This window comes from Streptomyces chisholmiae (assembly GCF_031845445.1).
GTDB classification, from domain to species: Bacteria; Actinomycetota; Actinomycetes; order Streptomycetales; family Streptomycetaceae; genus Streptomyces; species Streptomyces chisholmiae.
In genome coordinates, this window is sequence record NZ_JAVREO010000001.1 from 334,259 (window position 1) to 360,974 (window position 26,716).

Consider the following 26,716-nt stretch of genomic DNA (forward strand, 5'->3'; position numbering starts at 1 on the left):
GACGGCACGGAACCGGACGGCACGGCCGGCGGCCCCCACGGGGGCGGCCGCCGGCCGGCCGGTCAGCCGGTGGTCAGGCCCAGCGCCTGCCGGATCTCCAGCTCGATCTCGATGCCCATGGTGGCGAAGCCCTCCTCGACCGCCGCCTGGAACGCGCCCTCGTCGGCCGCGCCGGCCGCCGCCCGCCAGGCGGTGAGGCTGCTCTCCCGAGCGGCCAGCAGCCGCTCCATCGGCTCGCCGGCCGACGGCCAGTCGGCGCCGGCGAGCACCGCCACCTCCGCCTCGATGGCCGCGGTCGTCTCGGTCGCCCACTCCTGGCTCAGCGCCAGGTCCTCGCCGGGGAACGGCTCAAACCAGAGGGTGACCTCCAGCGGACCGGTCGCCTCCAGATAGGCCAGCGCCTCCGCCTCCAGCGCGGCCGCGTCGCCGCGCAGCGGCTCCGCCAGCGGCTCGCCCTCGACGTCGCCGAAGAAGCAGAGGATCTCCCGGTCGCCCATGCCCCAGCTGATCGGCTCGGGGTGGTAGTAGTACGGCGTCACGTTCGCCGGCAGCGTCCAGGTGTCCAGCACGTAGGACGGCACCAGCGCCGGGCACTCCCGCTCCGCCTGGGCGGCCAGCTCGTCCATCCCCGGGAAGGCGTCGTGGCCGGTGACCTGGACCGAGCCGAACGCCTCGGCCTCGTGCGGCACGTCGCAGGGCAGCACGGTGACCGACTGCTCCAGCGTGCCCTCGTCGCGGTAGCCGGCTATCCCGCCGCCGGAGTCGAAGCAGTCGCCCACCGCGATGTCGAAGACCTCGATCTCCTCGCCCTGCTCGCCGGGTGACGGCTCCTCAGACGTGTCGCGGTCCGGGTCCGTCTCGTCGGGCCCGTCCTCACCGCCGCGCCCGTCGTCCTGCGGGTCCTCCTGGGCGATCTCCTCGCGCCCGCGCTCCTCGTCGTCCGAACCGCTGAGGACCACCGGCACCAGCACCGCCAGCGCCACGATCTGGGCGCCGGCCAGCGCGACCGCCGCCACCGCGAGGCCCTTGCCGCGCGCCCGGTTGGCGGCCAGCCGGCCCAACGCCAGCACGCCGAGCACCAGCGCCACCGGGAAGAGCGCCACCAGCGACAGCACGAAGGCCCAGACGGCCAGCGGCTCGTACTTGGCCGGCGGGGGCGGAGGCCCCCAACCGCCGCCACCGCCGGGGCCGCCGGGGCCGGCCGGTCCCGGCGGGCCGAAGCCGCCGGGCGGCTGGTACCCGCCCGGCGGCGGGAGGTAGCCGCCGGCGGACGGCGGGCCGTAACCGGCGGGCGGGCCGTACCCGGCGGGCGGGGTCGCGCCGGCGGTGGGCGGCATCGGGCCGCCGGGCGGCGGGACGGGGCCGCCGGGCCCTGACGCCGCGGGGGCCGCCGCGCCAGGGGGCGCCATCCCGGGAGGTGCCATGCCGGGCGGGGTCGCGCCGCCGGTCGGTGGCGTGGGACCGCCCGGCGGCGGGATGGGAGCCGCGGCCGCGGGCGGTGTCGCCCCGGGCCCTGGCGCCCCGCCGGCGGGTGCCGCGCCCGGCTGGTCCGGGCGCTGGCCCTGGTCGTCCGCGCCGCCAGCCGGCGGCCCAGGCTGCGGAGGTGTGCTCAACTGGGCTCCCGGAGCGAGAAACTGGTGGTGGGCGCCCTGTCTGGGGCGAGTGGCGGAATCGTATATCAGTATGAGAAAGCCGGGCGTTCAGGGTCGAGTACGGCCAAGCCCGCACCCGGCGACGACGCCTCGGCGAAGTGCCGCCGGGGAATCCGCCCCGCCAACGCGGCCAGCCGGCCCGCCGTCACCGCCCGGCGCATCGCCGCGGCCATCAGCACCGGCTGCCTGGCCCTGGTCACCGCGGAGGCCAACATCACCCCGGCGCAGCCGAGTTCCATCGCCAGCGCCACGTCGGACGCGGTGCCGGCCCCGGCGTCCAGGATCACCGGGACGCCGGCCCGCGCCGTGATCAGCTCGAAGTTGTGCGGGTTGCGGATGCCGAGCCCGGAGCCGATCGGGGAGCCCAGCGGCATCACCGCGGCGCACCCCACGTCCTCCAGCCGGCGGGCCAGCACCGGGTCGTCATTGGTGTAGGGGAGCACCGTGAACCCGTCGTCGACCAGGACCTCGGCCGCCTCCAGGGTGCCCACCGGGTCGGGCAGCAGGGTGCGCTCGTCGGCGATCACCTCCAGCTTCACCAGGTCGGTGCCGAGCGCCTCGCGGGCCAGCCGGGCGGTCAGCACCGCCTCCCCGACGGTGTGGCAGCCGGCGGTGTTGGGCAGCACGGCGATGCCCAGCTCGGTCAGCACGGAGAGCACCGAGCCCCGGGTGTTCGGGTCGAGCCGGCGCATCGCCACCGTGGTCAGCTCGGTGCCCGAGGCGCGGAGCGCGTCGCGCAGCACCGCCAGGCTGCTGGCGCCCCCGGTGCCCATGATCAGCCGGGAGCCCAGCCGCAGCCCGCCCAGCACCAGCGGCTCGGCGAGGGGATCGGCGGCCGCGTCAGCGGTGCCGGGGGAACCGGGGGAACCGGTGGGGTGGGTGGAGTCGGTGGTGTCGGTCAACGGAACTCAGCCTCCCTGTACCGCGGTCAGCACCTCGACCCGGTCGCCCTCGGCCAGCGTGGTGCCGGCCCACTCGCCGCGGGGTACCACGGCCTCGTTTCTGGCCACCGCGATCCCGGGGGGCGCGGCCGCCCCGGCCGGCGCCCCGGCCAACTCCCCGACCAGCGCCGCCAGGCTGGTGCCGGCCGGCACCAGCCTGGGCTCGCCGTTCACCCGGACCCGCACGGGGGCGCTCATCCGGTCACCTCCGACAGCCGAACGCCGGCCGGCCGGTCAGCCGGACCGCCGCCCGGGCCCCCGGGGGCGAACCGGCCGGCGTGGCACGAGCGCGCGTACGCCGGCAGCTCGCCGCCGGTCAGCGTCTCGGCCAGCACCTCCCCGGTGAGCGGGGCCAGCAGCACCCCGTTGCGATGGTGGCCGGTGGCCAGCTGGAGCCCGGGCAGTGCCGTCGGGCCGAGCAGCGGCACGTTGTCCGGGGTGGTGGGCCGCAGCCCGGCCCGGGTCTCGACCAGCGGCAGCTCGGTGATGCCAGGCACCAACTCGTGCGCGTCCCGAAGCAGTTGGTAGACGCCGCCGGCGGTCACCCGGGTGTCCCAGCCGCGCTCCTCGGTGGTGGCGCCGAGCACCAGCTCACCGCTCTCCCGCGGCACCAGGTACACCGGCTCGCCGCGCACCACGGCCCGCACCGTCCGCCCCAGCAGCGGGGGCAGCCCCGGCGGCTGCGCCAGCCGCAGGATCTGCCCGCGGACCGGCCGCACCGGCACCGGCACCTCGGCCGGCAGCCCGGCCAGCTGCCCGCTGCGGCTGCCGGCGGCCAGCACCGTCCGCCCCGCGAGCAGCCGCTCGCCGTCGGCCAGCCGCAGCCCGACCGCGCGGTCCCCGGCCAGCAGCAACTCCCGGGCCTCCTGCCGTACGAACCGCACCCCGGCCGCCCGGCAGGCGGCCAGCAGCGCCGCGGTCAGCAGCCGGGGATCGGCCTGGTGGTCCCCCTCGATCCACAGGCCGCCGCGCACGCCGGGCGCCAACATCGGCTCAAGGCGCCGGCACTCCCGGCCGGTCAGCCACTCGGCGGTCAGCCCGCAGCGGAGCTGCAGCAGGTGCGACTCCCGCAGCAGCGCCCGGTCGTCCGCGTCCAGCGCGACGGCCAGCGTGCCGCAGGCGCGGTAGCCGATGCCGGCCTCGGCGAACTCGGCCAGCTCGGCGGCGAACTCCGGGTAGCGGCGGGCGGCGGCCAGATTCAGCTCCAGCAACTCCTCCTCGCCGTGGTGCAGCTCGGTGACCGGGGCCAGCATCCCCGCGGCCACCGCGGCGGCCCCGCCGCCCGGGGCCGGGTCGACCACGGTGGTCCGCAGCCCGCGCCCGGCCGCCCGCCAGGCGGTGACCAGGCCGATCACCCCGCCGCCGAGCACCGCCACGTCGGGGCGCGGCCCGCCGCCCGGCGGGGCCGGAGCCCCGGCCCTCGACAGCGTGCCGTGCCCGGCCGTCGCGCCGTCCTCGTTCATGGTCTGTCGCCTCCTCCCTGCCGCCGGCATGACCCGGATCAGGTGCGTACGGTCGGAGGCCGGCCAGCCTCCCTCTCAGCCCGGTGCGCCCGGGCTCCCGTGGGTTCGTTCCGCCGGCCAGCGTAGTACCCGCCACTGTCAGGACCTTTGGGCGGGTTTCGGCGGGCACCGGCGCGCGGTGGGCGGTGGCGCGCCACTGAGGGCGTGCCGGCGGGCAAGATCAGAGAGCGCTCTCTCGCCCCCGGCTGCCCGCAACGCGGCGGCCGCTCGCTGGAGTTGCCCGATTCCGGGCGTCGGTTCCGGGAATCCGCCGCACTCCTTGACGGTGTCTCACGCCGTTTCTATGGTCCCGGTTCAGAGAGCGCTCTCTCGCCCTCCCGCCCGGGCCCTCCGGGCGGAGCGGCCCCACCCCCCCGTGAAGGAGAGCCGTGAAACCACCTCCCGCGCGCACCGCCTTCTGGCGCCGACCCCGACGTGCCCTGCTGGCGACCCTGGCCCTGACCGGGCTGCTGGCCTCGCTGCTGGTGGCCGGTGGCGCCGGCGCCACCGAGCCGGCCGATGACCGAAACGCGGCGGACGTCGTCCGCGTCGCCGAGTTCGTCGCCGAGTGCGAGTTCAGCCACCGGCTGCCGGACGACCCGATCGTCTTCCCCGGACTGCCCGGCGCCTCGCACAGCCACAGCTTCTTCGGCAGCCGCGTGACCGACGCGCACACCAACCTCGGCGACCTGCTGGCCGCCACCAGCACCTGTGACCCGGCCATCGACCTCTCCTCCTACTGGGTGCCGACGCTCTTCGTGGCCGGCGAGCCGGTCGAGCCCCAGAGCGCGACCTTCTACTACCTGGGGGAGGGGGTCGACGAGGCGACGCTCGCCAGGACCGAGCCGCTGCCCCTGGGGCTGAAGATCGTGGCCGGCAACGCCGTGGCCACCGGCCCGGACGACGGAGCCACCGCCCGCTGGTCCTGCCTGCACGCCGGCCACGTCGAGCCGTCCAAGGACTTCGTCACCTGCCCGGCGGGCAGCGCGCTGGAGTCCTACCTCGACTTCCCCCAGTGCTGGGACGGCGTGCGCCTGGACTCACCCGACCACAAGAGCCACATGGCCTTCCCGGTGGCCGGCGAATGCCCGGCCACCCACCCGGTGCCGGTGCCCAAGCTCCGGCAAGTGCTGCGCTACCCGGTGACCGGCGACCCGGCCACCTTCGAACTGGCCTCGGGCGCCGGCTACACGATGCACGGCGACTTCTTCAACGCCTGGCCGGAGGCCGAGATGCGGCGCCGGGTCACGGACTGCGTCCGCGCCGTCGTCAAGTGCGGCCCGGACGGTGTCCCCGGCTGACCGCCCCCGCGCCCGCCCAGGGCGGCCACCGGCCGCCCGACTCCCCGACCGACCGAGGACCGGACCGGCAGCGAACCCGAGGAGCGCCATGACCGCGACCGCCCCATCCCACCGCGGCCGGGCCCGGCGCCGCGCGCCGGCCCTCGCCCTCGGCTGCGCCCTGCTGGCGGCCGGCTGCGGCGCCCCGCCGGCCGGCGGCACCGCGGACCCGGCGGGGGCCGGCGGGCTCAGCGCCACCGACCTCGCCTGGGCGCAGCTGATGATCCCGGTCGACGAGCTCCTGCTGCCCTTCCTCGACACCCTGGCGGAACGTGCCGACGACCCGGCGCTGCGCGCGCTCGGCGCCGGCCTCGTCCCCGACTACCAGGCGGAACTGGAGGCGCTGCACGGCCTGTTGACCGAGGCCGGGGTCGCCTACCGCAACCCGCACGTGGGCCACGACATGCCCGGCATGGTCACCGAGGAGGAACGGGACGAGCTGCTCGGCCTGACGGGCGGTGACTTCGACGAGGCGGCCCTGGCGCACCTCGTGGAGCACCTGACGCGGACGGCCGAGGTCTCCCGCGCGCAGACCGCCGCCGGCACCGACCCGGCCGCGGTCGCCCTCGCCGAGGAGCTGGTCCTGGCCCGCGACCGGCACCGCGCCGAGCTGGACCGGCGCACCCCCTGAACCCCCACCGCCGACCCACGGAACACGTCCGTCCCCACCGATCCCGCACCCGCCCCACCGAAAGGATCAGGACAAGATCATGCACCGCGGAAAACGGCCCCGACGCACCGTGGCGCTGCTCGCCACCGTCGCCCTCGCCCTCGGCCTCGGCACCCTCAACACCCCGGCCACGGCAGCCGAGGAGGAGGTCCTGCTCTCGTACAACAAGCCGGCCGAGGCCTCCAGCGCGCAGCACGACGGCAACTGCTGGGAGTGCGCCCCGGCCCGCGCCTTCGACCTGGACCCGGCCAGCCGCTGGGCCACCTCGCCGGAGACCGGCTGGACCGACCCCGGCTGGATCTCCGTCGACCTCGGCGCGCCCGCCCAGCTCAGCCGGGTCGTCCTCCAGTGGGATCCGGCCAACGCCAGCGCCTACGAGATCCAGGTCTCCGACGACAACCAGACCTGGCGGACCATCCACCAGACCACCCAGGGCGCCGGTTTCAAGGAGACCATCGAGGTCACCGGCAGCGGCCGGTACGTGCGGATGTACGGCACCGCGCGCTCCGGTCCCTACGGCTACTCGCTCTGGGAGTTCCAGGTGTACGGCACCGGCGGTGACCCGGAGACCCCACCGGCCGCCCCGCCCGACCCGGCGGAACCACTGGAACTGGTCTTCGGCGACGAGTTCGACGGCCCGGCCGGCGCCACCCCCGACCCCGCCAGGTGGACCTCCGACCCGGGCACCGGGCAGAACAACGAACTCCAGGTGTACACCGAGGACGCCAACACCCGGCTGGACGGGAACGGCAACCTGGTGATCGAGTCGCGCCGCGAGGAGACCCCGGGCAGCACCTGCCCCGTCGACCCACTCAGCGGCTCCACCACCTGCCAGTACACCTCCGGCCGGATCAACACCCACGGCACCTTCGACTTCACCTACGGCCGGGTCGAGGCGCGCATCCAACTGCCCGGCGGGCAGGGCCTGTGGCCGGCGTTCTGGATGCTGGGCTCCTCGTTCTACGACGAGGGCCGCCCCTGGCCGTACACCGGCGAGATCGACATCATGGAGCACGTCGGCCTGGAGCCCACCACCGTGCACTCCACGCTGCACGCCCCGGCGTACTTCGGCGCCGGCGGCCACGGCGGCTCCCTCGACCTGGGCGAGCCGGCCGGCGCCGACTTCCACGTGTTCGCGCTGGACTGGGACAGCCAGGGCATGGTGTTCACCGTCGACGACCAGGTGGTGCACACCGTGGACCGGGAGCAGTTGGAGACCACGGTGGGACCGTGGGTCTTCGACCACGACTTCTTCCTGATCCTCAACACGGCGGTGGGCGGCGACTGGCCGGGCCCGCCGGACGGCTCGACGGTCTTCCCGCAGCAGATGCGGATCGACTACGTGCGGGTCTACCAGTGACCTGACCCGCCGCGCCGGCCCGGCGGGTACGCCACACCCGCCGGGCCGGCCGCCGACCGGCACCTCACGCCGACTGGCGCACCACCAGCGAGGGGTGGAAGACCGCCGAGGGCAACGGCCGTTCCCCCGTGTCGATCTGACGGAGCAACAGCCGCGCCATCTCGGCGGCCATCTCCTCCACCGGCTGCCGGACCGTGGTCAGCGGCGGGTCGCAGGCCAGCGCGGAACTGCTGTCGTCGAAGCCGACCACCGCCACGTCCTGGGGCACCCGCCGCCCCGCCCGGTGCAGCGTGCTCACCGCGCCCAGCGCCATCAGGTCGTTGGCCACGAACACCCCGTCCACCGCCGGCTCGTCGGCCAGCAGCCGGCGCATCGCCGCCACCCCGCTGGCCTGTGTGAAGTCGCCCTCGGCCCAGGGCGCGTCCGGCTGCCCGCGGTCCGCCAGCGCCGCCCGGAAGCCGGCCAGCCGCTCCTGCGCCAACGGCAGGTCCTGCGGCCCGGCTATGGTCGCGATCCGCCGCCGGCCGCCGGCCAGCAGTCGCTCCGCGGCCAGCAGCGCCCCCGCGCGCTGGTCCACGTCCACGTAGGTCAACGGCGTCGGCGCGGCCGGCCGGGCCGCCAGCACCGCCGGCAGCGCCGTCCGCGACAGCAGTCCGGGCAGCGGGTCCTCGGCGTGCGAGGAGATCAGCACCACCCCGTCCACGTGGCCCTGCTGGAGATACCCCAACAGCTGGGTGCGGGACGCCTCGTCGTCGGCGAGGGTGAGCATCACCTGGACGCCCCGCGGCCGCAGCACCTCCAGCAGCCCGGTCAGCACCCGGCCGAAGTAGGGATCGGTGAAGATCCGACCGACGAACGGCCCGGTCACCGCACGCCGCTCCTGCTCCGAGACCACCAGGGCGACCGAGTCGGTGCGCCGGGTGACCAGCGAACGCGCCGCCCGGTTGGGCACGTAGCGGGTCCGGGCGATGGCCTCCTCGACCTGCCGGCGCAGGCGCGGATCGACGGTGGACTCGCCGTTGATCACCCGGGAGACCGTGGCCCGGGAGACCCCGGCCGCTCGCGCCACGTGCTCCAGCGTCACGGGCCGGGACGTCGGGGCGGGGTCCGTGGTCACCGGGTCTTTATACCTCCGGGACCCCGGCCGCCCGAAGCCGGGGAACGCCCGGCCCCACCGGCGCGCGGTGCCGCCGCCCGCCGGCTCGTAGGGTGGCGGCGTGACTGGAGGACGCATCGTGATCGTCGGCGCCGGCCTGGCCGGCGCCAACACCGCCCTGGCGCTGCGGGAACGGGGCTGGCGCGGGCCGTTGACCCTGCTCGGCGCCGAGCCGTACCGGCCCTACGACCGGCCGCCGCTCTCCAAGGAGGTGCTGCTCGGCCAGCCGGCCGAGGTGGACCTCGACATCGACTTCGAGGCGCACGACATCGAGTTGGCGCTCGGCCGCACCGCCACCCGGCTCGACGTCCGAGCCCGCCGGTTGGCGACCGACGGCGGCCCGCTCGACTACGCCTCCGTGGTGCTCGCCTGCGGCGCCGTCGCGGTCGACCTGCCGGGCACCGCTGGCCTGCCGCACGTCCACACCCTGCGCACCAGGGACGACGCCGAGCGGCTGCGGCCGGTGTTGGCGGCCGCCGGCAGCCTGGTGATCGTCGGCGCCGGCTGGATCGGCGCCGAGGTGGCCACGGCGGCCCGCGCCGCCGGCTGCGCCGTCACCGTGGTGGAGGCCGGCCCGCACCCGCTGGCCGGCACGCTGCCGGCCGAGGTCGCCGAGCGGCTGGCCGCCTGGTACGCGGCGGCCGGCGTCCGGCTGCGCACCGGGGTGGCGGTGACCGCGGTCCGGGAGGGCGAGGTCGAGCTGGCCGACGGCACCGTGCTGGGCGCCGAAGCGGTGCTGGTCGGCATCGGCTCCCGCCCGGACACCGACTGGCTGGCCGGCTCCGGGGTGCCGCTGGACGGCTCGGGGGCGGTGCTCGCGGACGCCCGGCTGGCGACCGAGGCGCCCGGCGTGTACGCGGTCGGCGACTGCGCCTCCTACCCCTCGGCGCGCTTCGGCCGCCGGCTGCTGACCCACCACTGGCAGAACGCGCTGGATGGGGCGGGCACGGTGGCGGCCACCCTGCTGGGCGAGCCGGTCAGCCACGATCCGGTGCCGTACTTCTGGTCCCGGCAGTTCGGCCGCTACCTCCAGTACGCCGGGCACCACCGGCCGGACGACCGGCTGGTGTGGCGGGTGCCGGACGGCGCCCAGGACGGGCCGTGGAGCGTCTGCTGGACCCGCGACGGGCGGCTGACCGCGGTGCTCGCCGTGGACCGGCCGCGCGACCTGCTCCAGGGGCGGCGGCTGGTCGACCGGCTGGCCGAGGTCGACCCGGCGCGGCTCGCCGACCCGGACGTGCCGCTGAAGTCGGCCGCGCGCTGACGGTTGTCAGTGGGAGATGGCAGGCTGGAGGGGTGACCGAGATTGATGCGAAGACCGACGCTCTCGTCCCCGCCTGGCTCACCCTGCCCGACATCGCCGAAGCCCTGGACGTGGAAGTCACCCGGGTCCGCCAGCTGGTCAAGGAGGGCCAGCTGATCGCGGTGCGCCGCGGTGAGAACCGGGTCCTGCAGGTGCCGGCCGACTTCATCGGGGAGGGCAGGATCGTCCGTGGCCTCACGGGCACCCTCACGCTGCTGCGGGACGACGGCTTCTCCGACGAGGAGATGCTGGAGTGGCTGTTCACCCCGGACGACAGCCTCCCCGGCACCCCGGCCCAGGCCCTGCGGGAGAATCGCGGGACGGAGGTGAAGCGCCGCGCCCAGGCGCTCGCCGTGTAGACCACCAGCCGGTGGCGGGGCGCTCGCCCCGCCACCGGCCGCACCCCTGGGGGGATCGATGCTCGCCGACGCGCGGCTCTACCTGTGCACGGACGCCCGCCGCCGGCAGGGCGACCTGCCCGAGTTCCTGGACGCCGTGCTGGCCGGCGGGGTGGACATCGTCCAGCTCCGGGACAAGGAGCTGGAGGCCGCCGAGGAGCTGCACCACCTGCGGATCATGGCCGACGCCTGCCGCCGGCACGGCCGGCTGCTGGCGGTCAACGACCGGGCGGACATCGCGCACGCGGCCCGTCCCGACGTGCTGCACCTGGGCCAGGGCGACCTGCCGGTGCCGGCGGCCCGGGCCATCCTCGGCCCCGGGCCGGTGATCGGCCGCTCCACGCACGCGCCCGCCGAGGTGGACGCCGCGCTGGCCGACCCCGAGGTCGGGTACTTCTGCGTCGGGCCCTGCTGGCCCACGCCGACCAAGCCGGGCCGCCCGGCGCCCGGGCTGTCCCTGGTGCGCTACGCCGCCGGGCTGCGGCCGAGCCGCCCCTGGTTCGCCATCGGCGGGATCGACGCGGGGAACCTCGACGAGGTGCTGGCGGCCGGCGCCCGCCGGGTGGTGGTGGTCCGCGCCCTCACCGAGGCCGCCGACCCGGAGGCCGCCGCCGCCGAGTTGGCGGGCCGGCTGCGCGCCTGTCCGGACCCCGGACGAACGCCCCGTTGATCGGGAAAGCTGGGTAGCCTGCGGTCATGGCCCTAGGGATTCCCAGCACGATGACGGACCGCGCCGCCACCGTTCGTGAACTCCTCGCGGCGGGCGAGCGGTCGTACTCCTTCGAGTTCTCGCCACCCAAGACCGAGCGGGGCGAGAAGACCCTGTGGAGCGCCATCCGGCGGGTGGAGGCGGTGGGCCCCACCTTCGTCTCGGTCACCTACGGCGCCGGCGGCAGCTCCCGGGAGCGCACCGTGCGGGCCACCGAGCAGATCGCCACCGACACCACGCTCACCCCGGTCGCCCACCTCACCGCCGTCCAGCACTCGGTGGCCGAGCTGCGCAACATCATCGGCCAGTACGCCGACGCCGGCATCCGCAACATGCTGGCGCTGCGCGGCGATCCGCCGGGCGACCCGATGGCCGAGTGGGTCCGGCACCCGGAGGGCGTGGACCACGCCGTCGAACTGGTCCGGCTGATCAAGGAGTCCGGGGACTTCTGCGTGGGCGTCGCCGCGTTCCCCGAGATGCACCCCAGGTCGACCGACTGGGACACCGACATCCGGCACTTCGTGGACAAGTGCCGCGCGGGTGCCGACTTCGCGATCACCCAGATGTTCTTCTACCCGGAGGACTACCTCAGGCTCCGCGACCGGGTGGCCGCCGCGGGGTGCGCCACCCCGATCATCCCCGAGATCATGCCGATCACCCACGTGCGGCAGATCGAACGATTCCAGCAGCTCAGCAACACGACCTTGCCGCCCGACCTGAAAAGGCGCATCCTCGCGGTCAAGGACGACCCGATGGCTGTACGCTCGGTCGGGATCGAGTTCGCCACCGAGTTGTCTGCGCGGCTGATGGACGAGGACATTCCTGGCCTGCACTTCGTCACGCTGAACACATCGAGTCACTCCACGGCAACGCTGGACGTCTACAAGAACCTGGGTCTGCATCAGCGGTCCTAGTGCAGTGCGGAGAGAGGCGTAATGGGCTGGACGGTCCTCTACATCGCGTTCGGGGTCGTGGCGCTCTGGCTCCTCGGTGAGGTGCTGCTCCAGTACAAGGCCCGGCTGCGCTGGCGGTTGGTCGCGTTCTTCGGCTTCCTCGGCGTCGTCATCGGTGTGTTGCTGCCGGCGTTGCCCGTCATCGCGCTGGGCGCCGTGGCCTTCGCCACCGGCCAGACCTTCGTGACCCTCTCCTTCCGCCGGGGCTTCTCCACCGGCTGGGCGCTGGGCGGCAAGCCGGGCACCAGCCGGCGCCGACGCGAGCAGGCCGGCGACGACCACGCCGACGACGGGCCGGACGAGGCGGGCAGCGTCCCCCTGCCCCCGCCCCCGCCGCCCCCGGGCTCGGCGGCCGGCCAGGACCACGAAGAGGGCTTCGCCACCCAGCAGTTCACCCGTCAGGACTTCGGGGCCGACCCCCCCGAGGCCGAGCGGTTCGGTCATCAGGCCGCGGGCCGGGAGGAGTTCGGGCAGCCGACCCCGGGTCAGGAGGAGTTCGCCGAGCCGGCCTACGCGGCCGGTGGCTACGGCTACCCCGACGGCTACCAGGACCCGGCCGCCGAGGCCGCCTACCAGGAGCCCTACCCGGGCGCCCACCAGCAGAGCTACGGCGGCGCCACCGGCTACACCGAGCAGGGCCAGTACCTGGCAGGCGGCACCGACGGCTACGGCTACCAGACCGGCTGGGAGAGCCAGAGCGACGCGCACGCCGGCCAGCAGGGCGCCGGCCAGCCGGCCCAGGCCGGCTTCGGCGGCGAGAGCGGCGGCTACCCGGGGAGCGACGGCTGGTCCGACGGCGCGGGCACCCCGTACTACCAGGAGACCCCCGCGGGCGGCGTCTGGGTCCCCCAGCAGCGCGAGGGCACCGCCGACGAGGACCCGTACGGGTACCAGCAGCAGCAACAGCAGCCGGCCGACCCGTACGGCCAGCAGCCGGGGTACGACCCGTCCGGCTCCGGCTACTACTACAACGACGGCCGCTACCCGTCCGGTTGACCGGGCCGGCCGGCCCCGGCCGGGTGTTCAGTAGGAGCCCCGCCAGCCCGGCCCCTCCACGATCAGACCGGCGGCCAGCGCCCCCGACATCCCCACCTGGGCCAGGCCACCACCCGGATGGGCGGCCGCGCCGACCCGGTAGGCGCCGGCCAGCCGGCCGGTGTTGGCGGCGGCCAGGAACGCGCCGTCCGCCCCGCCCAACGCCGGCGCCGGCACCGCGCCGCCGGCCGCCCCGGTGGCCGCCGCGAGATCCAGCGGGGTGTGGGTCACCGACCACAGCACCCGCTCCCGCAGGCCGAGGCCGGCCGCCTCGGCGGCCGCCAGCAGCCGCTCCCGCCACCGCGCCACCAGCGCCTCGTCCGACCAGTCCAGACCGTCCGCGCCGTGCGCCGGCACCAGGGCGGAGAGCACCGCGGTCTCCCGGCCGGCGGGCCGCAGCGTCGCGTCGTCCGGCCGGTAGACCAGCGTCACCGGGCCGCCCCGGTGCAGCAGGGTGCGATGGGCGACCCCGGCCGGCCTGGCCCCGTCCAGCGCCAGGAACAGGGTGAACCGGCCACATGCGCCGGCGCGTTCACCGGCGCGCGGCGCGCCCCAGACCACCGCGTCGGCCGCCACGGTCTCCCCGTCGGCCAGCCGCACCCCCGCCGCCCGGCCGTCCGCCCGCAGCACCTCGGCCACCTCGGCGCCGAACCGGAACGTCACCCCACGCTCCCGACAGCGGGTGTGCAGCGCGTCGGCCAGCACCCGCATCCCACCCACCGGGTACCAGCTGCCGAAGGTCTGCTCCACATAGGCCAGCACCGCGGCGTCCGCCGGGGCCGACCGCGGGTCGAGGCCGTACTCCTGCACGGTGCCGGTCAGCACCGCGGCCAGCGCCTGATCGCCCAGCTCGTCGGCCGCCAGCTCGGTCAGACTCGGCGCGCGCCGGCGCAACAGCCCACGCCGGCGCGCCGGATAGCGCTCGGCGCGCAGCGCCCCCCGCTGCTCGGCCGAGGTCAACGGCTCCTCAAACAGCGGGCGTCGGCTCGCCTCCCAGGTCTCCCTGGCCCGGCCCAGCAGCGCGCCCCAGCGCTCCCCGGCGCCGGCCCCCACCGTCTCGTCCAACGCCCGCCGCACCCCGCCCGGGGAGAGCCCGGGCAGCCGCAGCACCCGGCCGTCGGCGAACCGGTGCTCCACCGCCGGGTCCAGCACCTTGCGCAGCTCCAGGCAGTCCGCCAGCTCGCCCGGTGGCCGGCCCCGGCCGCGCGGCGCGGTCTTCAGGAACAGGTCGCGCCAGACCGCCGGCAGGTGCAGCAGCCCGGGACCGGTGTCGAAGCTGAAACCGCCCCGGCTCAGCCGCCCCAGCGCCCCGCCGTGGGTCGCCCCGCGTTCCAGCACCGTCACCCGCCGGCCAGCAGTCGCCAGCCGGGCGGCCGCCGCCATCGCGCCCATCCCGGCGCCCACCACCACGACCGCGTCCGCCGTCGTCCCGCTCATCGCCCGTCCTCCCGCGCTTCCGGTGGCCCGCCGTGCCCCGCGTCCCCGGCACCCAGCCGGCCGTGCAGCAGCACCGCCAGCGCACCCCGCACCTCGTCCTGGTCCCGCTCCGGATGGAACGCCTGCCAGTCCAGGGCCCCGGTCAGCACCATCCCCACCAGCGCGCCGGAGGTCAGCTCGATGTCCAGATCGGGCCGCAGCTCGCCGGACTTCACCCCGTCGGCCAGCACCTCCTCCACCACCCCGACCAGCTGCCGGCGCACCACCAGCAGCGTCGGGTACCAGGCGCGGTTGGTCCGCCACTGCTCGGCCACCAGCAGCCGGACGAGGTCCAGGTGCCCGGCGACGAAGGACAGCCCCGCCCCGACCATCGCCTCCAGCGCCGGCAGCGCGCCACCGGGCGTCGCGTCGGCCGCCCGCCGCAGCACCCCGGTCAGCGACGCGACGCCGTCCCGCAGCAGCTCCTCGAACAGCTCGGTCTTGCCGGAGAAGTTGTAGTAGACGGTGCCCTTGGCGACGCCGGCCCGCTCGGCGATCTGCTCAACCGTCGTGGCGGAGAGGCCCTGCTCGGCGAAGAGGGTGACGGCGGCCCGGTGGAGCCGCTCCCGGGTCGCGCTGCGCCGAGGGCTCGTAGCTGTCATGGGGGAGATTCTCTCTTCCCTGGCCAGAAGGCGTGCGCCGGGGATTGTCAGTGCCATGGGTCACCATGTGCACAACTGCGCATACGCGCAGGACCATCGGACCGTTGGACCGCTGAATGGCGACTGACTGGAGGCTCGTCATGACCGGACTCCCGACTGATGTGCACCCTGTGCCGCGCCGGGCCCTCGCGCCCCGCGGCGCGCTCGACCTGCTGGCCCAGGCCGAGCGTGGCCTCAACGACGCGGCCGTGCTGGCCGACCCGGGGGAGGCCTTCGTCGCGGCGCACCTGGCCGCGCTGCGCGCCGCCGCCGCCGTGCTCGCGGTGCGGGCCAGGCCCGAGCTCTCGCCGCGGCGCCGCCGGATACGCAGCGTGTGGGAGGTGCTGCCCGAGGTGGCCCCGGAGTTCGCCGAGTGGAGCGTGCTGTTCGCCGGCACGGCCGACCGGCGGGCGCGGATAGAGGCCGGCATCCGGGGGGTCGCCAGCCGCCCCGACGCGGACGAACTGCGCCGGGCCGCCGGCTTCTTCCTCCGGCTGGTGGAGGAGATGCTGCTGCGCCAGCCGGTGCTGCGCGCGGACCGCGACGCCGGGGGGTCGCCCGCGAAGTAGGGTGGGGGCGCAGTCTTCCCCCGCCCAGCGAGGAGCCCCAGGTCATGCCGTCACCGTCGAGCGCCCGCCCCGTGGGTGACCCGTCGTCCTCGCCGCCCGCCGCCCCGCGCGCCGGCGTGGTGTGGGAGGTGCTGCGGGAGGCGTTGCGGGAACGCGCCGAGCGAGCCGGCCGGCCGGCGCTCGACGTGCTGGACATGGGGGGCGGCAGCGGCAGCTTCGCCGTGCCGGTGGCCGGCCTCGGCCACCGGGTCACCGTGGTCGACCCGAGCCCCGACGCGCTCTTCGCGCTGGGCCGGCGGGCCGCCGAGGAGGGCGTCGCCGACATGGTGCGTGGCGTCCAGGGCGACACCCAGGACGTGCTGGAGGTCGCCGGCCGTGGCGTCTTCGACCTGGTGCTGTGCCACGGCGTGCTGGAGCACGTGGAGGACCCGGCCGCCGGGCTGCGGTCCGTGGCCGGCGCGCTGCGCCCCGCCGGTGGCACGCTGAGCCTGCTCGCGGCCGGCGTGGGCGGCACGGTCCTGGCCCGGGCGCTCGCCGGCCGGTTCACCGAGGCGCGCACGGCGCTGACCGACCCGGCGGGCCGCTGGGGCGAGCACGACCCGGTCCCGCACCGCTTCACCGTGGAGCGGCTCACCGAGCTGCTGACCGCGGCCGGGCTGGCCCCCGGCCGGGTGCACGGGGTGCGGATCTTCGCCGACCTGCTGCCCGGCCGGCCGCTGGACGCCGAGCCGGACGCGGACGCCGCCCTCGCCAGACTGGAGGCGGAGGCCGCCGCACACCCCGCCTTTCAGGCGATGGCGTCACAACTGCACGTGTTGGCCGAGGTTCCGGGCGAAGCATAGTCGGACTCCTCGTATCATCGGGATCAGCCCTCCGGCATGACCATGGGCGACCAGGGGAAGAAGAGGACCAATCCCCGGGGGCCTGGTCAGCCGGTGTAGTGGGCGAAATTGGCGTACAGGGGTGGGTTTCACAGGAACATTTACCTGCCTATCCTTGAAGGGTCGGAAACGGTCGCCACCGCGACCGGCGAGTAGGAGGACTCCGTGCCGCTCTCGGACCACGAGCAGCGCATGCTCGAACAAATGGAGCGCGCGCTGTACGCCGAAGATCCCAAGTTCGCGACCACGCTTGAGGGCTCGGAGCTGCGCACTGTCACGCGCAAGCGGGTGTACCAGGCGATCGCCGGCTTCGTGCTGGGGATCGGCCTTCTCATGGGAGGCATGGTCGCCCAGCTCATCTGGTTGAGCGTGATCGGCTTCCTGATCATGCTCGGCTGCGCCGTGATCGCGGTGACCGGCTGGCGCCGGGGCCCCGTGCAGCAGGGCGAGCCGCTGGGTGGGCAGGCCGCTGGCGGCGGACGACGTCAGCGCGGTGCCAAGCGGCGTTCGATGATGACGCGGATCGAGGATCGCTGGCAGCGCCGCCGGGACGCCAGGGGCGAGTGACCCTCGGGGGCCCCGCCGCACTGTCCCGAGGCGCCGCACGCACGCTTCACAAGGGGCCGCCCCGCCGGGGCGGCCCCTCGTCGCGCCGTCACCCCTTCGGGGCGACCTGCGCCACCGCGGGCTGACGCGGGGCCCCGGGCCGGGGGAGACGCGCCGGGCCCCGTCCGGGCGGGCCCGTCGCCGGCGCCTTCCGCCCCGACCGGGGCGGGCCGTCGCCGGTGCGAGCGTGGTCCCGCGCCCGCCCGCCGGTCCGGCGAGGCCCCGGCCCGCCCCGGGAGGCTGCCCACGAGTCCCGTCCCCGGGCGCGCGCGGCGCCCCGCCGCCCGCCGCCGGCCCCCGGCCCTGCCGCGGGCCCCCGGAGGGGTCAGCCGCGGCGGGGGATCACCCGAGTGGCGGAGCGGGGGAGGAAACGTGCCCGGAGGCGGGCCAGCCGGGGCAGGCCGGCGGCCAGCCCGGTCCGGATCAGGGCCAGCTGGCCGGCCCAGCCGGAGCGGCCGCTCCGGTCGGCCCGCCCCTGCTCCGGCGGCGCGAACAGCTCCGTCTCCACCGCCGTGGCCAGCTCCCGCACAGCGGCCGTGGCCGGCTCGTCCAGCCGGGCCACCCGCACGATCCGCTCCGCCGCCTGCCGCGGCGTCTCGCTGCCCACCGGCTCGATGCCGTGGTCCCAGGCGCTGTCGGTCAACTCCCGCCAGGCGCCCAGTGGTCCGGCCGCCGGCGCGAGCCGGCGCGCCCTGATCCTGATGCGCCACAGCAGCGGACCGGTCAGCAGCAGGAGCAGCAGCGCCGCCCCTCCGCCCCAGATGACCGGCCAGACCGGGAAGCCGGCCTCGTCCTGGTCCTGTTCGGGCGTGGTGGGCTCCGGCCGGCACTCGCCGTCGACCGCCGGGTCGCACTCGTCGGGGGCGGTCGGGGTCGGGTCGGCCGAGGGCTCCGTCTCGTCCGTGGGCTCCTCGCTGGGCTCCGGGTCCGCCGGCTCGGCCGGCTGGTTCGGCTCCGGGCGGGTGTACTCGGGGGTGCTGCCCTGGCCGGGGGTGGGCTCGAAGCGCACCCAGCCGATGCCCTCGAAGTACAGCTCGGGCCAGGCGTGCGCGTTGTGCGCGCCGATCACGTACTCGCCGCTCGCCGTCCGGTTCCCCGGGGTGAAGCCCACCGCCACCTGGGCCGGGATGCCCAGGGTGCGGGCCATCGCCGCCATGGTGAAGGCGAAGTGGACACAGAAACCTTCCTTCTGGTCCAGGAAGTTGACGATCGCCTCCGGACCGCTGCCCGAGTCCACCTCGATGTCGTAGCGGAAGCCGCCGGCCTGCGCGAACCACTCCTGGAGCGCCACCGCCTGCTCGTACGGGTTCTCCGCGCCGGCCGTGACCTCCAGGGCGGTCTCCCGCACCCGCCCCGGCAGGTTGTCGGGGATCCGGGTGTAGTACTCCAGGAAGGTGGGGTCCGGCGTCGGTGCCTGGCTGAGCTGCTCCCTGGTGGGGCTCACCACCAGGTGCTCGACCTGGTAGGACAGGCCACGGGTGGTCAGCTCGGGGTCGTCGGAGACCAGGGTCTGCGAGCCCCGGTCGTAGGACCAGCCGCCCTCCACCGTCACCGAGGTCGTCGGGTAGGGCACCGGCAGCGAGGTCTGGGCGTAGTTGTCGCGCACCCGCACCTCGGTCTCCGCGCCGGCGGCCGCCACCTCGGCGCCCAGCCCGGTCACCGGCCACGGCCGGGTGGGCGGCTGGTCCTGGTGCCAGTTGGACGAGGCCCACTCGGTGCCGTTGAACTGGTCGAGCGCCATCAGCCGCAGGTACATCTCGCCGGGCGGCGCCCCGTCGCTGCGGTAGGTCAGCAGCCGCACGTTGTCCGGCTGGTTGAGCTGGTCCTTCAGGGCCACCACCGGGTCGACGGAGATCCCCGCCGCGTCCCCTTCGGTGCCCGTCCGGCCGTCACCCGAGGGGTCCAGCAGGCCCTCGCCGAGGTTGGGCAGCAGCAGCGGCACGACCAGCGCGAGGCCCAGCGTCAGCGCCCCGATCCGCCGGCCGCCGCGCGACCTGGGCCGGTTCGCGAAGGTCTGGTCCCGCGCCGCCATCCAGCGGCCCCGGCCGGGGCCGCCGAAGAACAGCCCCCAGTGGCTGAGCCGTTCGCCGCCCTCGCTGAGCAGCAGCAGCAGGTAGCCGACCGCGGCGGCCGCGAAGTACGGCCAGGCGGCGGCTTCCTGGCCGACGCCGGCCGCCACCGAGTAGAGCGCCAGCAGCGGCAGGCCGGCCGCGGCGGCGTTCCGCAGCGGCACCGCGAGCACGTCCACCAGCAGTCCGACCAGCAGCACCCCGCCGAAGACCAGCAGCCGGATGCCCTCGGTGGTCGGGGCCGGCGTGGTGTAACGGCCTATGTCGTCGGCGCCGGTGGTGATCAGCTGCCCGAACCGTTCGAGGACGGCGGGCGTCGGCACCACGGCGGCCAGCGCGTACTCGCTCGCCGAGGCCAGGGTGAGCAGCACCAGCGCGGACAGTAGCTGGCCGAGCGCCACCAGGCTGGCGGGCAGCCGGGTGTGCCGCAGCAGGATCCCGCAGCCGGTCTGCACCAGCAGCAGCAGCGCGCTCTCCGCCAGCCAGTCGGTGCCGGCCACCAGCGGCAGCAGCGAGCCGGCGGCCAGCACCGTGGCCAGCCACGCCGCCAGCGCCGTCCGGATCTCGCCGGTACGCGGCTCGCTCATCCCCGACCACCCCCCGACAGTTCGGCCGCGGCCTGTTGCCACAGCGTGCCCAACGGCACCCCCGGGTGGTGGGCGAGGGCGGTCCAGCCCCCGTTCCGCAGCCCGGTCAGCCGGTCCTGCTCGATCCGCGGGTCCAGCTGGCCGGCCACCACGAAGGCGGCCGAGCCGCCGGCGCGGGCCGCCATCCGGCCCAGCACCCCGGCCTGCGCCTGGTCGACCGAGCCGAGGAAGGCCAGCAGCAGTTCGCCCCGGCCGGTCCGCTGGGCGGCCAGCGCCCCCTCGAAGCCGGCGGCGTCCGAGTGGTCCACCACGGCCAGGAAGTCCAGCAGCTGGCCGGTCAGCTCGTTGGCGTCCCCCAGGTTGGCGCCCGGCGCCGGCAGCCGCCGCCCGTCATCCGTCAACAGCGCTACCTCGTAGCCCTGTTGGGCCAGCTGCGCCAGCGCCGAGGCGGCGGCCGAGACGACCCGCTCGAACGGGGCCACCGCGCCGCCCAGCACGTAGCCGGCGCGCCGGGTGTCCAGCAGCACCGTGCAGCGGGCCCGCTGCGGCTGCTCCTCGCGGCGCACCATCAGCGCGCCCCGGTGCGCGGTGGCCCGCCAGTGCACCCGGCGCAGGTCGTCGCCGTGCCGGTACTCGCGGGGGATCAGGTCCTCCTCGCCGGCCGCGGCCAGCGCCCGGCGCCGCCCCACCCCGTCCCCCGGCGCCCCGCCGCCCAGGGAGACCGGCGGCAGCGACTCGATGGCGGGCAGCACCGTCAGGGTGTCGAAGGCCCTGAAGGACCTGGTCAGCTCCACCATCCCGAACGGGTCGGCCAGCCGCAGCTGGAGCGGCCCCAGCGGGTACCGGCCGCGCAGCTCGGAGCGGACCCGGTAGGTCACCTCGCGGTGGCCGCCCGGCTCGATCCGGTCCAGCACGAACCGGGGCCGGGGGCCCAGCACGTAGGGCACCCGGTCCTGGAGCAGCAGCGTGCCGCTGGGCAGCCGTGCCACGTTCGCCAGCCGCAGCTGCACCCGGCACTCCTGGCCGGCCGGGATCCGCTCCGGTGACAGCCGCCGGGCGGCCGTCACCCGGCTGCGGGTGCGGTGCGTCACTACGACGGCGACCAGCGGCAGCACGATCAGCAGCGCGCCGACCCGCAACAGGTCCGGCTGGCCCAGCAGGTAGGCGCAGCCGACGGCCGCCACCCCGGCGGCGAGGAACGACCGGCCCCGCGTGGTGAGGCCGCTGAACGCGGCCCGCAGCGGGCCGGGGCGGTCGATGCTCGGCTCTGTCCCGGCACCGTCGCCGGGCCCGGGAGCGAGCATCAGAACCCCCGCGTCCGCTGGCCGCCGTACGGGTCGGGTGTCGAGGTGCGGCGCACGATGTCGGCCACGAACTGCTCGGTGGTGTGCCGGTTGAAGTGCGCCTGCGCGTTCGGCAGCAGCCGGTGCGCCAGCACCGGCACGGCCAGCCGCTGCACGTCGTCGGGCAGCACGAAGCCCCGGCCGGCCAGCGCGGCCGCCGCCTTGGCCGCCTGCAACAGGTGCAGGGTGGCCCGGGGCGAGGCGCCCAGCCGTAGCTCGGGGTGGTTGCGGGTGGCGCCGGCCAGCTCGATCACGTAGCGCCGCACCGCGTCCGAGACGTGCACCTGGCGGACGGTCTCGACCAGCTTGACGATCTCGTCGGCGTGCGCGGCCGGCCGCAGCGCGTCGATGGGGGAGGCGTTCGACTGGTGCTCCAGCATCCGCAGCTCGGCGTCCGGGCTGGGGTAGCCGACCGAGAGGCGGGCCATGAAGCGGTCCCGCTGGGCCTCCGGCAGCGGGTAGGTGCCCTCCATCTCCACCGGGTTCTGGGTGGCGATCACCATGAACGGCTCCGGCAGCCGGTGGGTGTGCCCGTCGGCGGTGACCTGCCGCTCCTCCATGGCCTCCAGCAGCGCCGACTGGGTCTTCGGCGAGGCCCGGTTGATCTCGTCGCCGATCACGATCTGCGCGAAGATGGCGCCCGGCCTGAACTCGAACTCGGCCCGCTCCTGGTCGAAGACGCTGATCCCGGTGATGTCGGACGGCAGCAGGTCCGGCGTGAACTGGATGCGCCGCACCGAGCAGTCGACCGACCTGGCCAGCGCCTTGGCCAGCATGGTCTTGCCCACCCCTGGCACGTCCTCCAACAGCAGGTGGCCCCCGGCGAGCAGCACGGTCAAGGACAGCTGGACGACCTCCGGCTTGCCCTCGATCACGCTCTCCACGGCCCGCCGAACGCGATCAGCCGTGGCGCTCAGATCGTTGACCTTCGCGTGCTCCTCATAGGTCGTCAACCGGCCATCCTCCACCCTTGTCCATGCCTCGCTCCGGCCCGACGCCGCGGGCCCCGAGCCGGAACACCCGTCATCCACCCCGGACAGCCGGCGCGCGCACCGCGGTTGCGGACCCGCCACGATCCGCGTGTTCCGCCGGGTGCGCGCGGCGGGTCAGTCCTGGTCGTCGTTCGGGTCGATCTCCCGGAGCAGACCGCTGGTCACGTCGAACACGAAGCCGCGTACGTCATCAGTGTGGAGGAGGAACGGCGAGGTGCGCACACGGGCCATCGACTGCCGGACATCCTGGTCGACGTCGGTGAAGGACTCCACGGCCCAGCTCGGCTTCTGGCCGACCTCCCGCTCCAGCTCCTGCCGGAAGCCCTCGGTGAGTTGTTCCAGGCCGCAGTTGGTGTGGTGGATCAGCACCACGGAGGTCGTCCCCAGCGCGCGCTGACTGATCGTCAGGGACCGGATGATGTCGTCGGTGACCACGCCGCCCGCGTTGCGGATGGTGTGGCAGTCTCCCAGGTCGAGCCCGAGCGCGGCGTGCAGGTCGAGTCGGGCGTCCATGCAGGCCACGATCGCCACCCGGCGGACCGGGCGGGCGTTCATCCCCGGGTCGGTGAAGCTCTGCGCGTACTTCTGGTTGGCGTCGACCAGCTGGTCGGTGACCGTTTTTGGCATAGCCGTGACGGTAGTACGCGCCCGCCCCGCGCATGGCGGCATCCCGGGTGACGCGGCTCACAGCGTCCCTCGGGCGCCTCCCGCGCACGCCGCGCGAGCCGGCGTTACGCCGAAACGCCGTACCCCGAGAACCTCAGTGATTGACCGGGGATACAGGTGGGCTAGTGTGACGCGCACTGGGAGGCGCACGCCAGGCCGCCGTCTTCGCCCGCCCGCCGCACGTCCTCCTTCGACACTCCCCTGATCTCCGCAGCAGATCCTCGAAGGTCCCCGGAAGGCGCATGACGACCAGCAACGACCGTCCGCCGGAAGTCCGGCACCGCCCCGTGATGCTCCAGCGCTGTGTGGAGCTGCTGGGGCCGGCGCTCGCCGCCCCGGGGGCCGTGGTGGTGGACTGCACCCTCGGCCTCGGCGGGCACAGCGAGGCGCTGCTGACCGCCTTCCCCGAGGCCCGGCTGATCGCGCTGGACCGGGACCGCACCGCGCTGCGGCTGGCCGGCGAGCGGCTGGCGCCGTTCGGCGACCGGGCCACCCTGGTGCCCGCCGTCTACGACGAACTGCCCGCGGTGCTGGCCCGGCTGGGCGTCCCCCGGGTGGCCGGCGTCCTCTTCGACCTGGGCGTCTCCTCGATGCAGCTGGACGAGGACGACCGCGGCTTCGCCTACGCCAGGGACGCCCCGCTGGACATGCGGATGGACCAGGAGTCCGGGCCGAGCGCCGCCGACGTGCTCAACACCTACCCGCCCGGCGAGCTGGTCCGGGTGCTGCGCGTCTACGGCGAGGAGCGCTTCGCCCGCAAGATCGTGGAGGCCGTGGTCCGGCGGCGCGCGGTCGCCCCGCTGACCGGCAGCGCCGAGCTGGTCGCGCTGATCAGGGAGGCGCTCCCGCAGGCCGCCAAGCGCACCGGCGGCAACCCGGCCAAGCGCACCTTCCAGGCGCTGCGGATCGAGGTCAACGGCGAGCTGGCGGTGCTGGAACGGGCGATGCCGGCCGCCGTGGACGCGCTGGCCGTCGGCGGGCGGATCGTGGTGCTCTCCTACCACTCGCTGGAGGACCGGCTGGTGAAGCGGGTCCTCACCCGGGGCTCCCGGCACACCGCGCCGCCCGAGCTGCCCGTCGTGCCCGAGCAGTACCAGCCGCGGCTGCGGCTGCTCACCCGCGGTGCCGAGCTGCCGTCGGAGGACGAGGTGGCGGAGAACCGCCGCGCCGCCCCCGCGCGGCTGCGGGCCGCCGAGCGCGTGCGGGAGGGGGGATGAGCCGCCGTGACCGCTTCGCCACCCGCGCCGGGCTGACCCGGCTGGTCGGCCTGGGCCAGCCGCGCGGCGCCAACGCGGCGCGGGCGCCGTTCGTGCTGCTGGTGGTGGTCCTGCTGGGCGCCGGCATGGTGACGCTGCTGATCCTCAACGCCTCGCTCAACCAGGGCTCCTTCATGCTGAGCGAACTGCGCCGGGAGACCCAGGAGCTGACCGACGAGCAGCAGCGCCTGCAGGCCGAGGTGGACGGCTACTCGGCGCCCGGCGCGCTCGCCGAACGCGCCACCGAGCTGGGGCTGGTGCCCGCCGGCCCGCCGGCCTTCCTGGGCGCGGACGGCGAGTTGCTCGGCGGGGTCACCCCGAGCCCGGCGCCCGAGCCGGTCGAGCCGACCGAGCCCGACGAGGGCGTGGTGGAGCCGGCGCCCGAGCTGCCGACCGAGGTCGTGCCGCAGGGCGCGGCGGCTGAGGACGCCGAGGACGCGCCCGAGGAGCCGGCCGAGGCAGAGGCCGAGCCCGAGCCCGAGGCGGGCGCCGAGCCGGACCAGGAGCCGGCGGCCGGCGCCGAGCCGACGCCGGACGACGCCGCGCCCGCCCCGGTCGCGCCGCCGGCGGCCGAGCCGGCGCCGCCCGCCGGCCCGCCGGCCGGCCCGCCGCTCCCGCCCGCCGAAGGAGCGAACCCATGACCGACCAGCGCCCGGCCGGTGCCGCGCCCGGCCGACGGGAGTCACCATGAGTGCCCCCAGATCCCCCAGGAACCCCAGGAGCCCGGGCCCGCCCCGTCCCCGCGGCGGCCAGCGCCCCCGCGCCGGGACCGGCGCGCTGCGGCTGGCCAGGCCGCGGCCCCGACTGCGGCTGGTCGGCGTCGGCCTGACGCTGGTGATGCTGGTCTTCGCGGTGCGGCTGGTGCAGGTGCAGGCGGTGGGCGCCGCCTCCTACACGGAGCAGGCCGCGCTCAACCGCTACGTCAGCGTCCCGCTGACCGCGGAGCGCGGCGACATCACCGACCGCACCGGCACCGCGCTGGCCACCACCGTGGACGCCTACGACATCACCGCCGACCCGCTGCTGTTCAGCCCGGAGGAGTCCGGGGTGGCGGACGCGCCCGAGCAGGCCGCCGCGCTGCTGGCGCCGATCCTGGGCCGGGACGAGGCCGAGCTGGCCGACCTGCTCGACGACCCGGAGAGCCGGTACGTGGTGCTGGCCAGGGCGCAGACCCCGCAGACCTGGCGGCAGATCCGCGACCTGCGCGGCACCCTCGCCGAGCAGGCCAGCAAGGGCACCGGGGACCAGGTGCTCTCCGGGGTGTTCGCCAACGAGACCGCCAAACGGGTCTACCCCAACCAGGAGCTGGCCGCCGCCGTGCTGGGCTTCGTGAACAGCGAGGGGGTGGGCGCCGGCGGCCTGGAGGCGCAGCTCGACGAGCGGCTGGCCGGCGAGGACGGCACCATCACCTACGCCCAGTCCGGCGGGCGCCGGGTGCCGACCGCCGGCGAGTGGGAGCAGCCGGCGGTGCCCGGCTCCGACATGGAGCTGACCCTGCACCGGGACATCCAGTGGGCCGCGCAGGACGCCATCACCCAGCAGGTCGAGGCATCCGACGCCGACGGCGGCACGGTGGTGGTCCAGGACACCACCACCGGCGAGATCCTGGCACTGGCCAACGCCCCCGGCTTCGACCCGAACAACGTGGCCGCCGCCGACCCGGACGCGCTGGGCAACCCGGCCCTCCAGGACGCCTTCGAGCCGGGCTCCACCAGCAAGCTGATCACCATGGCCGCCGTGCTGGAGGAGGCGGCCGCCAGCCCGGACACCCACGTCACGGTGCCCAACCGGCTGCCCAGGGCGGACCGCAGCTTCGCGGACCACGAGGAGCACGAGACCCTCTACCTCACGCTGGCCGGGGTGTTCGCGCACTCCAGCAACATCGGCACCATCCTGGCCGCCGAGCAGCTGGGCGACAGCCAGCCGGCCGCCAACGAGGTGCTCCACTCCTACCTGTCCGCGTTCGGTTTCGGCCAGCCGACGGGCCTCGGCTTCCCCGGCGAGACCGCCGGCATCCTGGCCCCCGCCGGCGACTGGAACGCCTCCCAGCAGTACACGATCCCGTTCGGCCAGGGCCTGTCGGTCAACGCGGTCCAGGCCGCCTCGGTGTACTCCACGGTCGCCAACGGCGGGGAGCGGATCGCGCCCACCCTGCTGCGCGGCTGGCACGGCCCGGACGGCCAGTTCGAGCCGGTGCCCGAGCCGGAGCGGACCCGGGTGGTCAGCGAGGACACCGCCGAGCAGCTCGGCGAGATGCTGGAGACGGTGGTGGCCAGCGAGGACGGCACCGGCTCGGCCGCCAGGATCCCCGGCTACCGGGTGGCCGGCAAGACCGGCACCTCCAACCGGGTGGACCCGGAGACCGGCGCCTACTCCGGCTACACCTCGTCGTTCGCCGGCTTCGCCCCCGCCGACCAGCCCCGGGTCACCGTCTACTGCGCCGTGCACAACCCGACCGAGGGCGCCTACACCGGCAGCGAGGTCTGCGGCCCGGTCTTCAACGAGGTGATGGCGTTCTCCCTGGCGGCGCTCCAGGTGCCGCCCACGGGAACCGAGTTCGGTGGGCTGCCCGTCTCCTTCGAACCGGACGAATAGCCGGGCCCGGCCGGCC

The 26,716-nt window shown here is 75.6% G+C and carries 24 protein-coding genes and 1 pseudogene; 14 read left to right on the forward strand and 11 right to left on the reverse strand.

Features of this window, described 5'->3' with window-relative positions:
• Positions 1-62: 62 nt before the first annotated feature.
• The 4 genes from RM844_RS01465 to thiO all read right to left on the reverse strand — a co-directional run bounded on the left by RM844_RS01465 (position 63) and on the right by thiO (position 4,056).
• The gene (locus RM844_RS01465) at positions 63-1,337 is read right to left on the reverse strand and encodes a DUF4190 domain-containing protein (RefSeq protein ID WP_311663717.1); all 1,275 of its coding nucleotides are present in this window, start codon (positions 1,335-1,337) and stop codon (positions 63-65) included.
• Positions 1,338-1,678: 341 nt separating this feature from the next.
• Complete coding sequence (locus tag RM844_RS01470; protein ID WP_311664312.1) at positions 1,679-2,464, reverse strand: thiazole synthase; 786 nt, start codon at positions 2,462-2,464, stop codon at positions 1,679-1,681.
• Between the two features lie 96 nt (positions 2,465-2,560).
• Complete coding sequence (gene thiS / locus RM844_RS01475; protein ID WP_311663719.1) at positions 2,561-2,791, reverse strand: sulfur carrier protein ThiS; 231 nt, start codon at positions 2,789-2,791, stop codon at positions 2,561-2,563.
• Positions 2,788-4,056, reverse strand: a complete 1,269-nt coding sequence (thiO, locus tag RM844_RS01480) for a glycine oxidase ThiO (RefSeq protein ID WP_311663721.1) — start codon at positions 4,054-4,056, stop codon at positions 2,788-2,790. The genes thiS and thiO overlap by 4 nt, the downstream gene beginning before the upstream one ends.
• Before the next feature lie 428 nt (positions 4,057-4,484).
• On the opposite strand from thiO, the gene RM844_RS01485 reads away from it, so the two are divergent.
• The 3 genes and pseudogenes from RM844_RS01485 to RM844_RS01495 form a co-directional block, all read left to right on the forward strand.
• Complete coding sequence (locus RM844_RS01485; RefSeq protein WP_394814388.1) at positions 4,485-5,396, forward strand: DUF1996 domain-containing protein; 912 nt, start codon at positions 4,485-4,487, stop codon at positions 5,394-5,396.
• 88 nt (positions 5,397-5,484) lie between these two features.
• A complete protein-coding gene (locus tag RM844_RS01490) occupies positions 5,485-6,066 on the forward strand; it encodes a DUF305 domain-containing protein (protein ID WP_311663723.1) in 582 nt (193 codons plus the stop codon).
• Between the two features lie 184 nt (positions 6,067-6,250).
• Positions 6,251-7,465, forward strand: a pseudogene (locus tag RM844_RS01495) (family 16 glycosylhydrolase); the annotation flags it as partial.
• Between the two features lie 64 nt (positions 7,466-7,529).
• Here RM844_RS01495 and RM844_RS01500 read toward each other — a convergent pair.
• Complete coding sequence (locus RM844_RS01500; protein ID WP_311663725.1) at positions 7,530-8,582, reverse strand: LacI family DNA-binding transcriptional regulator; 1,053 nt, start codon at positions 8,580-8,582, stop codon at positions 7,530-7,532.
• Between the two features lie 100 nt (positions 8,583-8,682).
• On the opposite strand from RM844_RS01500, the gene RM844_RS01505 reads away from it, so the two are divergent.
• From RM844_RS01505 to RM844_RS01525, 5 genes are read left to right on the forward strand one after another with little or no spacing between them, the layout of a single operon-like run.
• Complete coding sequence (locus RM844_RS01505) at positions 8,683-9,885, forward strand: NAD(P)/FAD-dependent oxidoreductase (protein ID WP_311663727.1); 1,203 nt, start codon at positions 8,683-8,685, stop codon at positions 9,883-9,885.
• Between the two features lie 32 nt (positions 9,886-9,917).
• Positions 9,918-10,283, forward strand: a complete 366-nt coding sequence (locus tag RM844_RS01510) for an Rv2175c family DNA-binding protein (RefSeq protein ID WP_311663729.1) — start codon at positions 9,918-9,920, stop codon at positions 10,281-10,283.
• Between the two features lie 58 nt (positions 10,284-10,341).
• Positions 10,342-10,992 carry a thiamine phosphate synthase gene (gene thiE, locus RM844_RS01515; protein WP_311663731.1) on the forward strand — a complete coding sequence of 217 codons (651 nt, stop codon included), beginning with the start codon at positions 10,342-10,344 and terminating at the stop codon, positions 10,990-10,992.
• A 26-nt stretch (positions 10,993-11,018) separates the two neighbouring features.
• Complete coding sequence (metF, locus tag RM844_RS01520) at positions 11,019-11,945, forward strand: methylenetetrahydrofolate reductase [NAD(P)H] (RefSeq protein ID WP_311663733.1); 927 nt, start codon at positions 11,019-11,021, stop codon at positions 11,943-11,945.
• A gap of 21 nt (positions 11,946-11,966) precedes the next feature.
• On the forward strand, positions 11,967-12,980 hold the full coding sequence (locus RM844_RS01525) for a hypothetical protein (protein WP_311663735.1): 1,014 nt from the start codon (positions 11,967-11,969) through the stop codon (positions 12,978-12,980).
• 27 nt (positions 12,981-13,007) lie between these two features.
• Here the strand turns inward: RM844_RS01525 and RM844_RS01530 are convergent, their stop codons facing one another.
• The gene (locus RM844_RS01530) at positions 13,008-14,456 is read right to left on the reverse strand and encodes a phytoene desaturase family protein (RefSeq protein WP_311663737.1); all 1,449 of its coding nucleotides are present in this window, start codon (positions 14,454-14,456) and stop codon (positions 13,008-13,010) included.
• Entirely contained in the window at positions 14,453-15,097 is a 645-nt protein-coding gene (locus RM844_RS01535; RefSeq protein WP_311663739.1) for a TetR/AcrR family transcriptional regulator, read from the reverse strand. The genes RM844_RS01530 and RM844_RS01535 overlap by 4 nt, the downstream gene beginning before the upstream one ends.
• A gap of 140 nt (positions 15,098-15,237) precedes the next feature.
• Between RM844_RS01535 and RM844_RS01540 the strand changes: the two genes are divergently transcribed.
• From RM844_RS01540 to RM844_RS01550, 3 genes are all read left to right on the forward strand, one after another.
• The gene (locus tag RM844_RS01540) at positions 15,238-15,705 is read left to right on the forward strand and encodes an SAV_6107 family HEPN domain-containing protein (RefSeq protein ID WP_311663741.1); all 468 of its coding nucleotides are present in this window, start codon (positions 15,238-15,240) and stop codon (positions 15,703-15,705) included.
• Between the two features lie 44 nt (positions 15,706-15,749).
• Positions 15,750-16,547, forward strand: a complete 798-nt coding sequence (locus RM844_RS01545) for a class I SAM-dependent methyltransferase (protein WP_311663743.1) — start codon at positions 15,750-15,752, stop codon at positions 16,545-16,547.
• 204 nt (positions 16,548-16,751) lie between these two features.
• Positions 16,752-17,153, forward strand: a complete 402-nt coding sequence (locus RM844_RS01550) for a DUF3040 domain-containing protein (RefSeq protein ID WP_311663745.1) — start codon at positions 16,752-16,754, stop codon at positions 17,151-17,153.
• Between the two features lie 364 nt (positions 17,154-17,517).
• Here RM844_RS01550 and RM844_RS01555 read toward each other — a convergent pair whose 3' ends face one another.
• The 4 genes from RM844_RS01555 to RM844_RS01570 all read right to left on the reverse strand — a co-directional run bounded on the left by RM844_RS01555 (position 17,518) and on the right by RM844_RS01570 (position 22,810).
• Positions 17,518-19,848 (reverse strand): transglutaminase TgpA family protein, encoded by a 2,331-nt coding sequence (locus tag RM844_RS01555; protein WP_311663747.1) that lies wholly within the window; start codon positions 19,846-19,848, stop codon positions 17,518-17,520.
• Complete coding sequence (locus RM844_RS01560; protein ID WP_311663749.1) at positions 19,845-21,152, reverse strand: DUF58 domain-containing protein; 1,308 nt, start codon at positions 21,150-21,152, stop codon at positions 19,845-19,847. Before RM844_RS01560 ends, RM844_RS01555 begins: the two co-directional genes overlap by 4 nt.
• Entirely contained in the window at positions 21,152-22,144 is a 993-nt protein-coding gene (locus RM844_RS01565; RefSeq protein WP_311663751.1) for an AAA family ATPase, read from the reverse strand. Before RM844_RS01565 ends, RM844_RS01560 begins: the two co-directional genes overlap by 1 nt.
• Positions 22,145-22,297: 153 nt before the next feature.
• Positions 22,298-22,810, reverse strand: a complete 513-nt coding sequence (locus RM844_RS01570) for a beta-class carbonic anhydrase (protein ID WP_311663753.1) — start codon at positions 22,808-22,810, stop codon at positions 22,298-22,300.
• A 281-nt stretch (positions 22,811-23,091) separates the two neighbouring features.
• Between RM844_RS01570 and rsmH the strand changes: the two genes are divergently transcribed.
• Genes rsmH through RM844_RS01585 form a run of 3 tightly spaced genes read left to right on the forward strand, consistent with a single transcriptional unit; the run spans position 23,092 to position 26,700 of the window.
• Positions 23,092-24,066 carry a 16S rRNA (cytosine(1402)-N(4))-methyltransferase RsmH gene (gene rsmH, locus RM844_RS01575; RefSeq protein ID WP_311663755.1) on the forward strand — a complete coding sequence of 325 codons (975 nt, stop codon included), beginning with the start codon at positions 23,092-23,094 and terminating at the stop codon, positions 24,064-24,066.
• Complete coding sequence (locus RM844_RS01580) at positions 24,063-24,746, forward strand: septum formation initiator (protein ID WP_311663757.1); 684 nt, start codon at positions 24,063-24,065, stop codon at positions 24,744-24,746. The genes rsmH and RM844_RS01580 overlap by 4 nt, the downstream gene beginning before the upstream one ends.
• A gap of 46 nt (positions 24,747-24,792) precedes the next feature.
• A complete protein-coding gene (locus RM844_RS01585) occupies positions 24,793-26,700 on the forward strand; it encodes a peptidoglycan D,D-transpeptidase FtsI family protein (protein ID WP_311663759.1) in 1,908 nt (635 codons plus the stop codon).
• Positions 26,701-26,716: the final 16 nt, after the last annotated feature.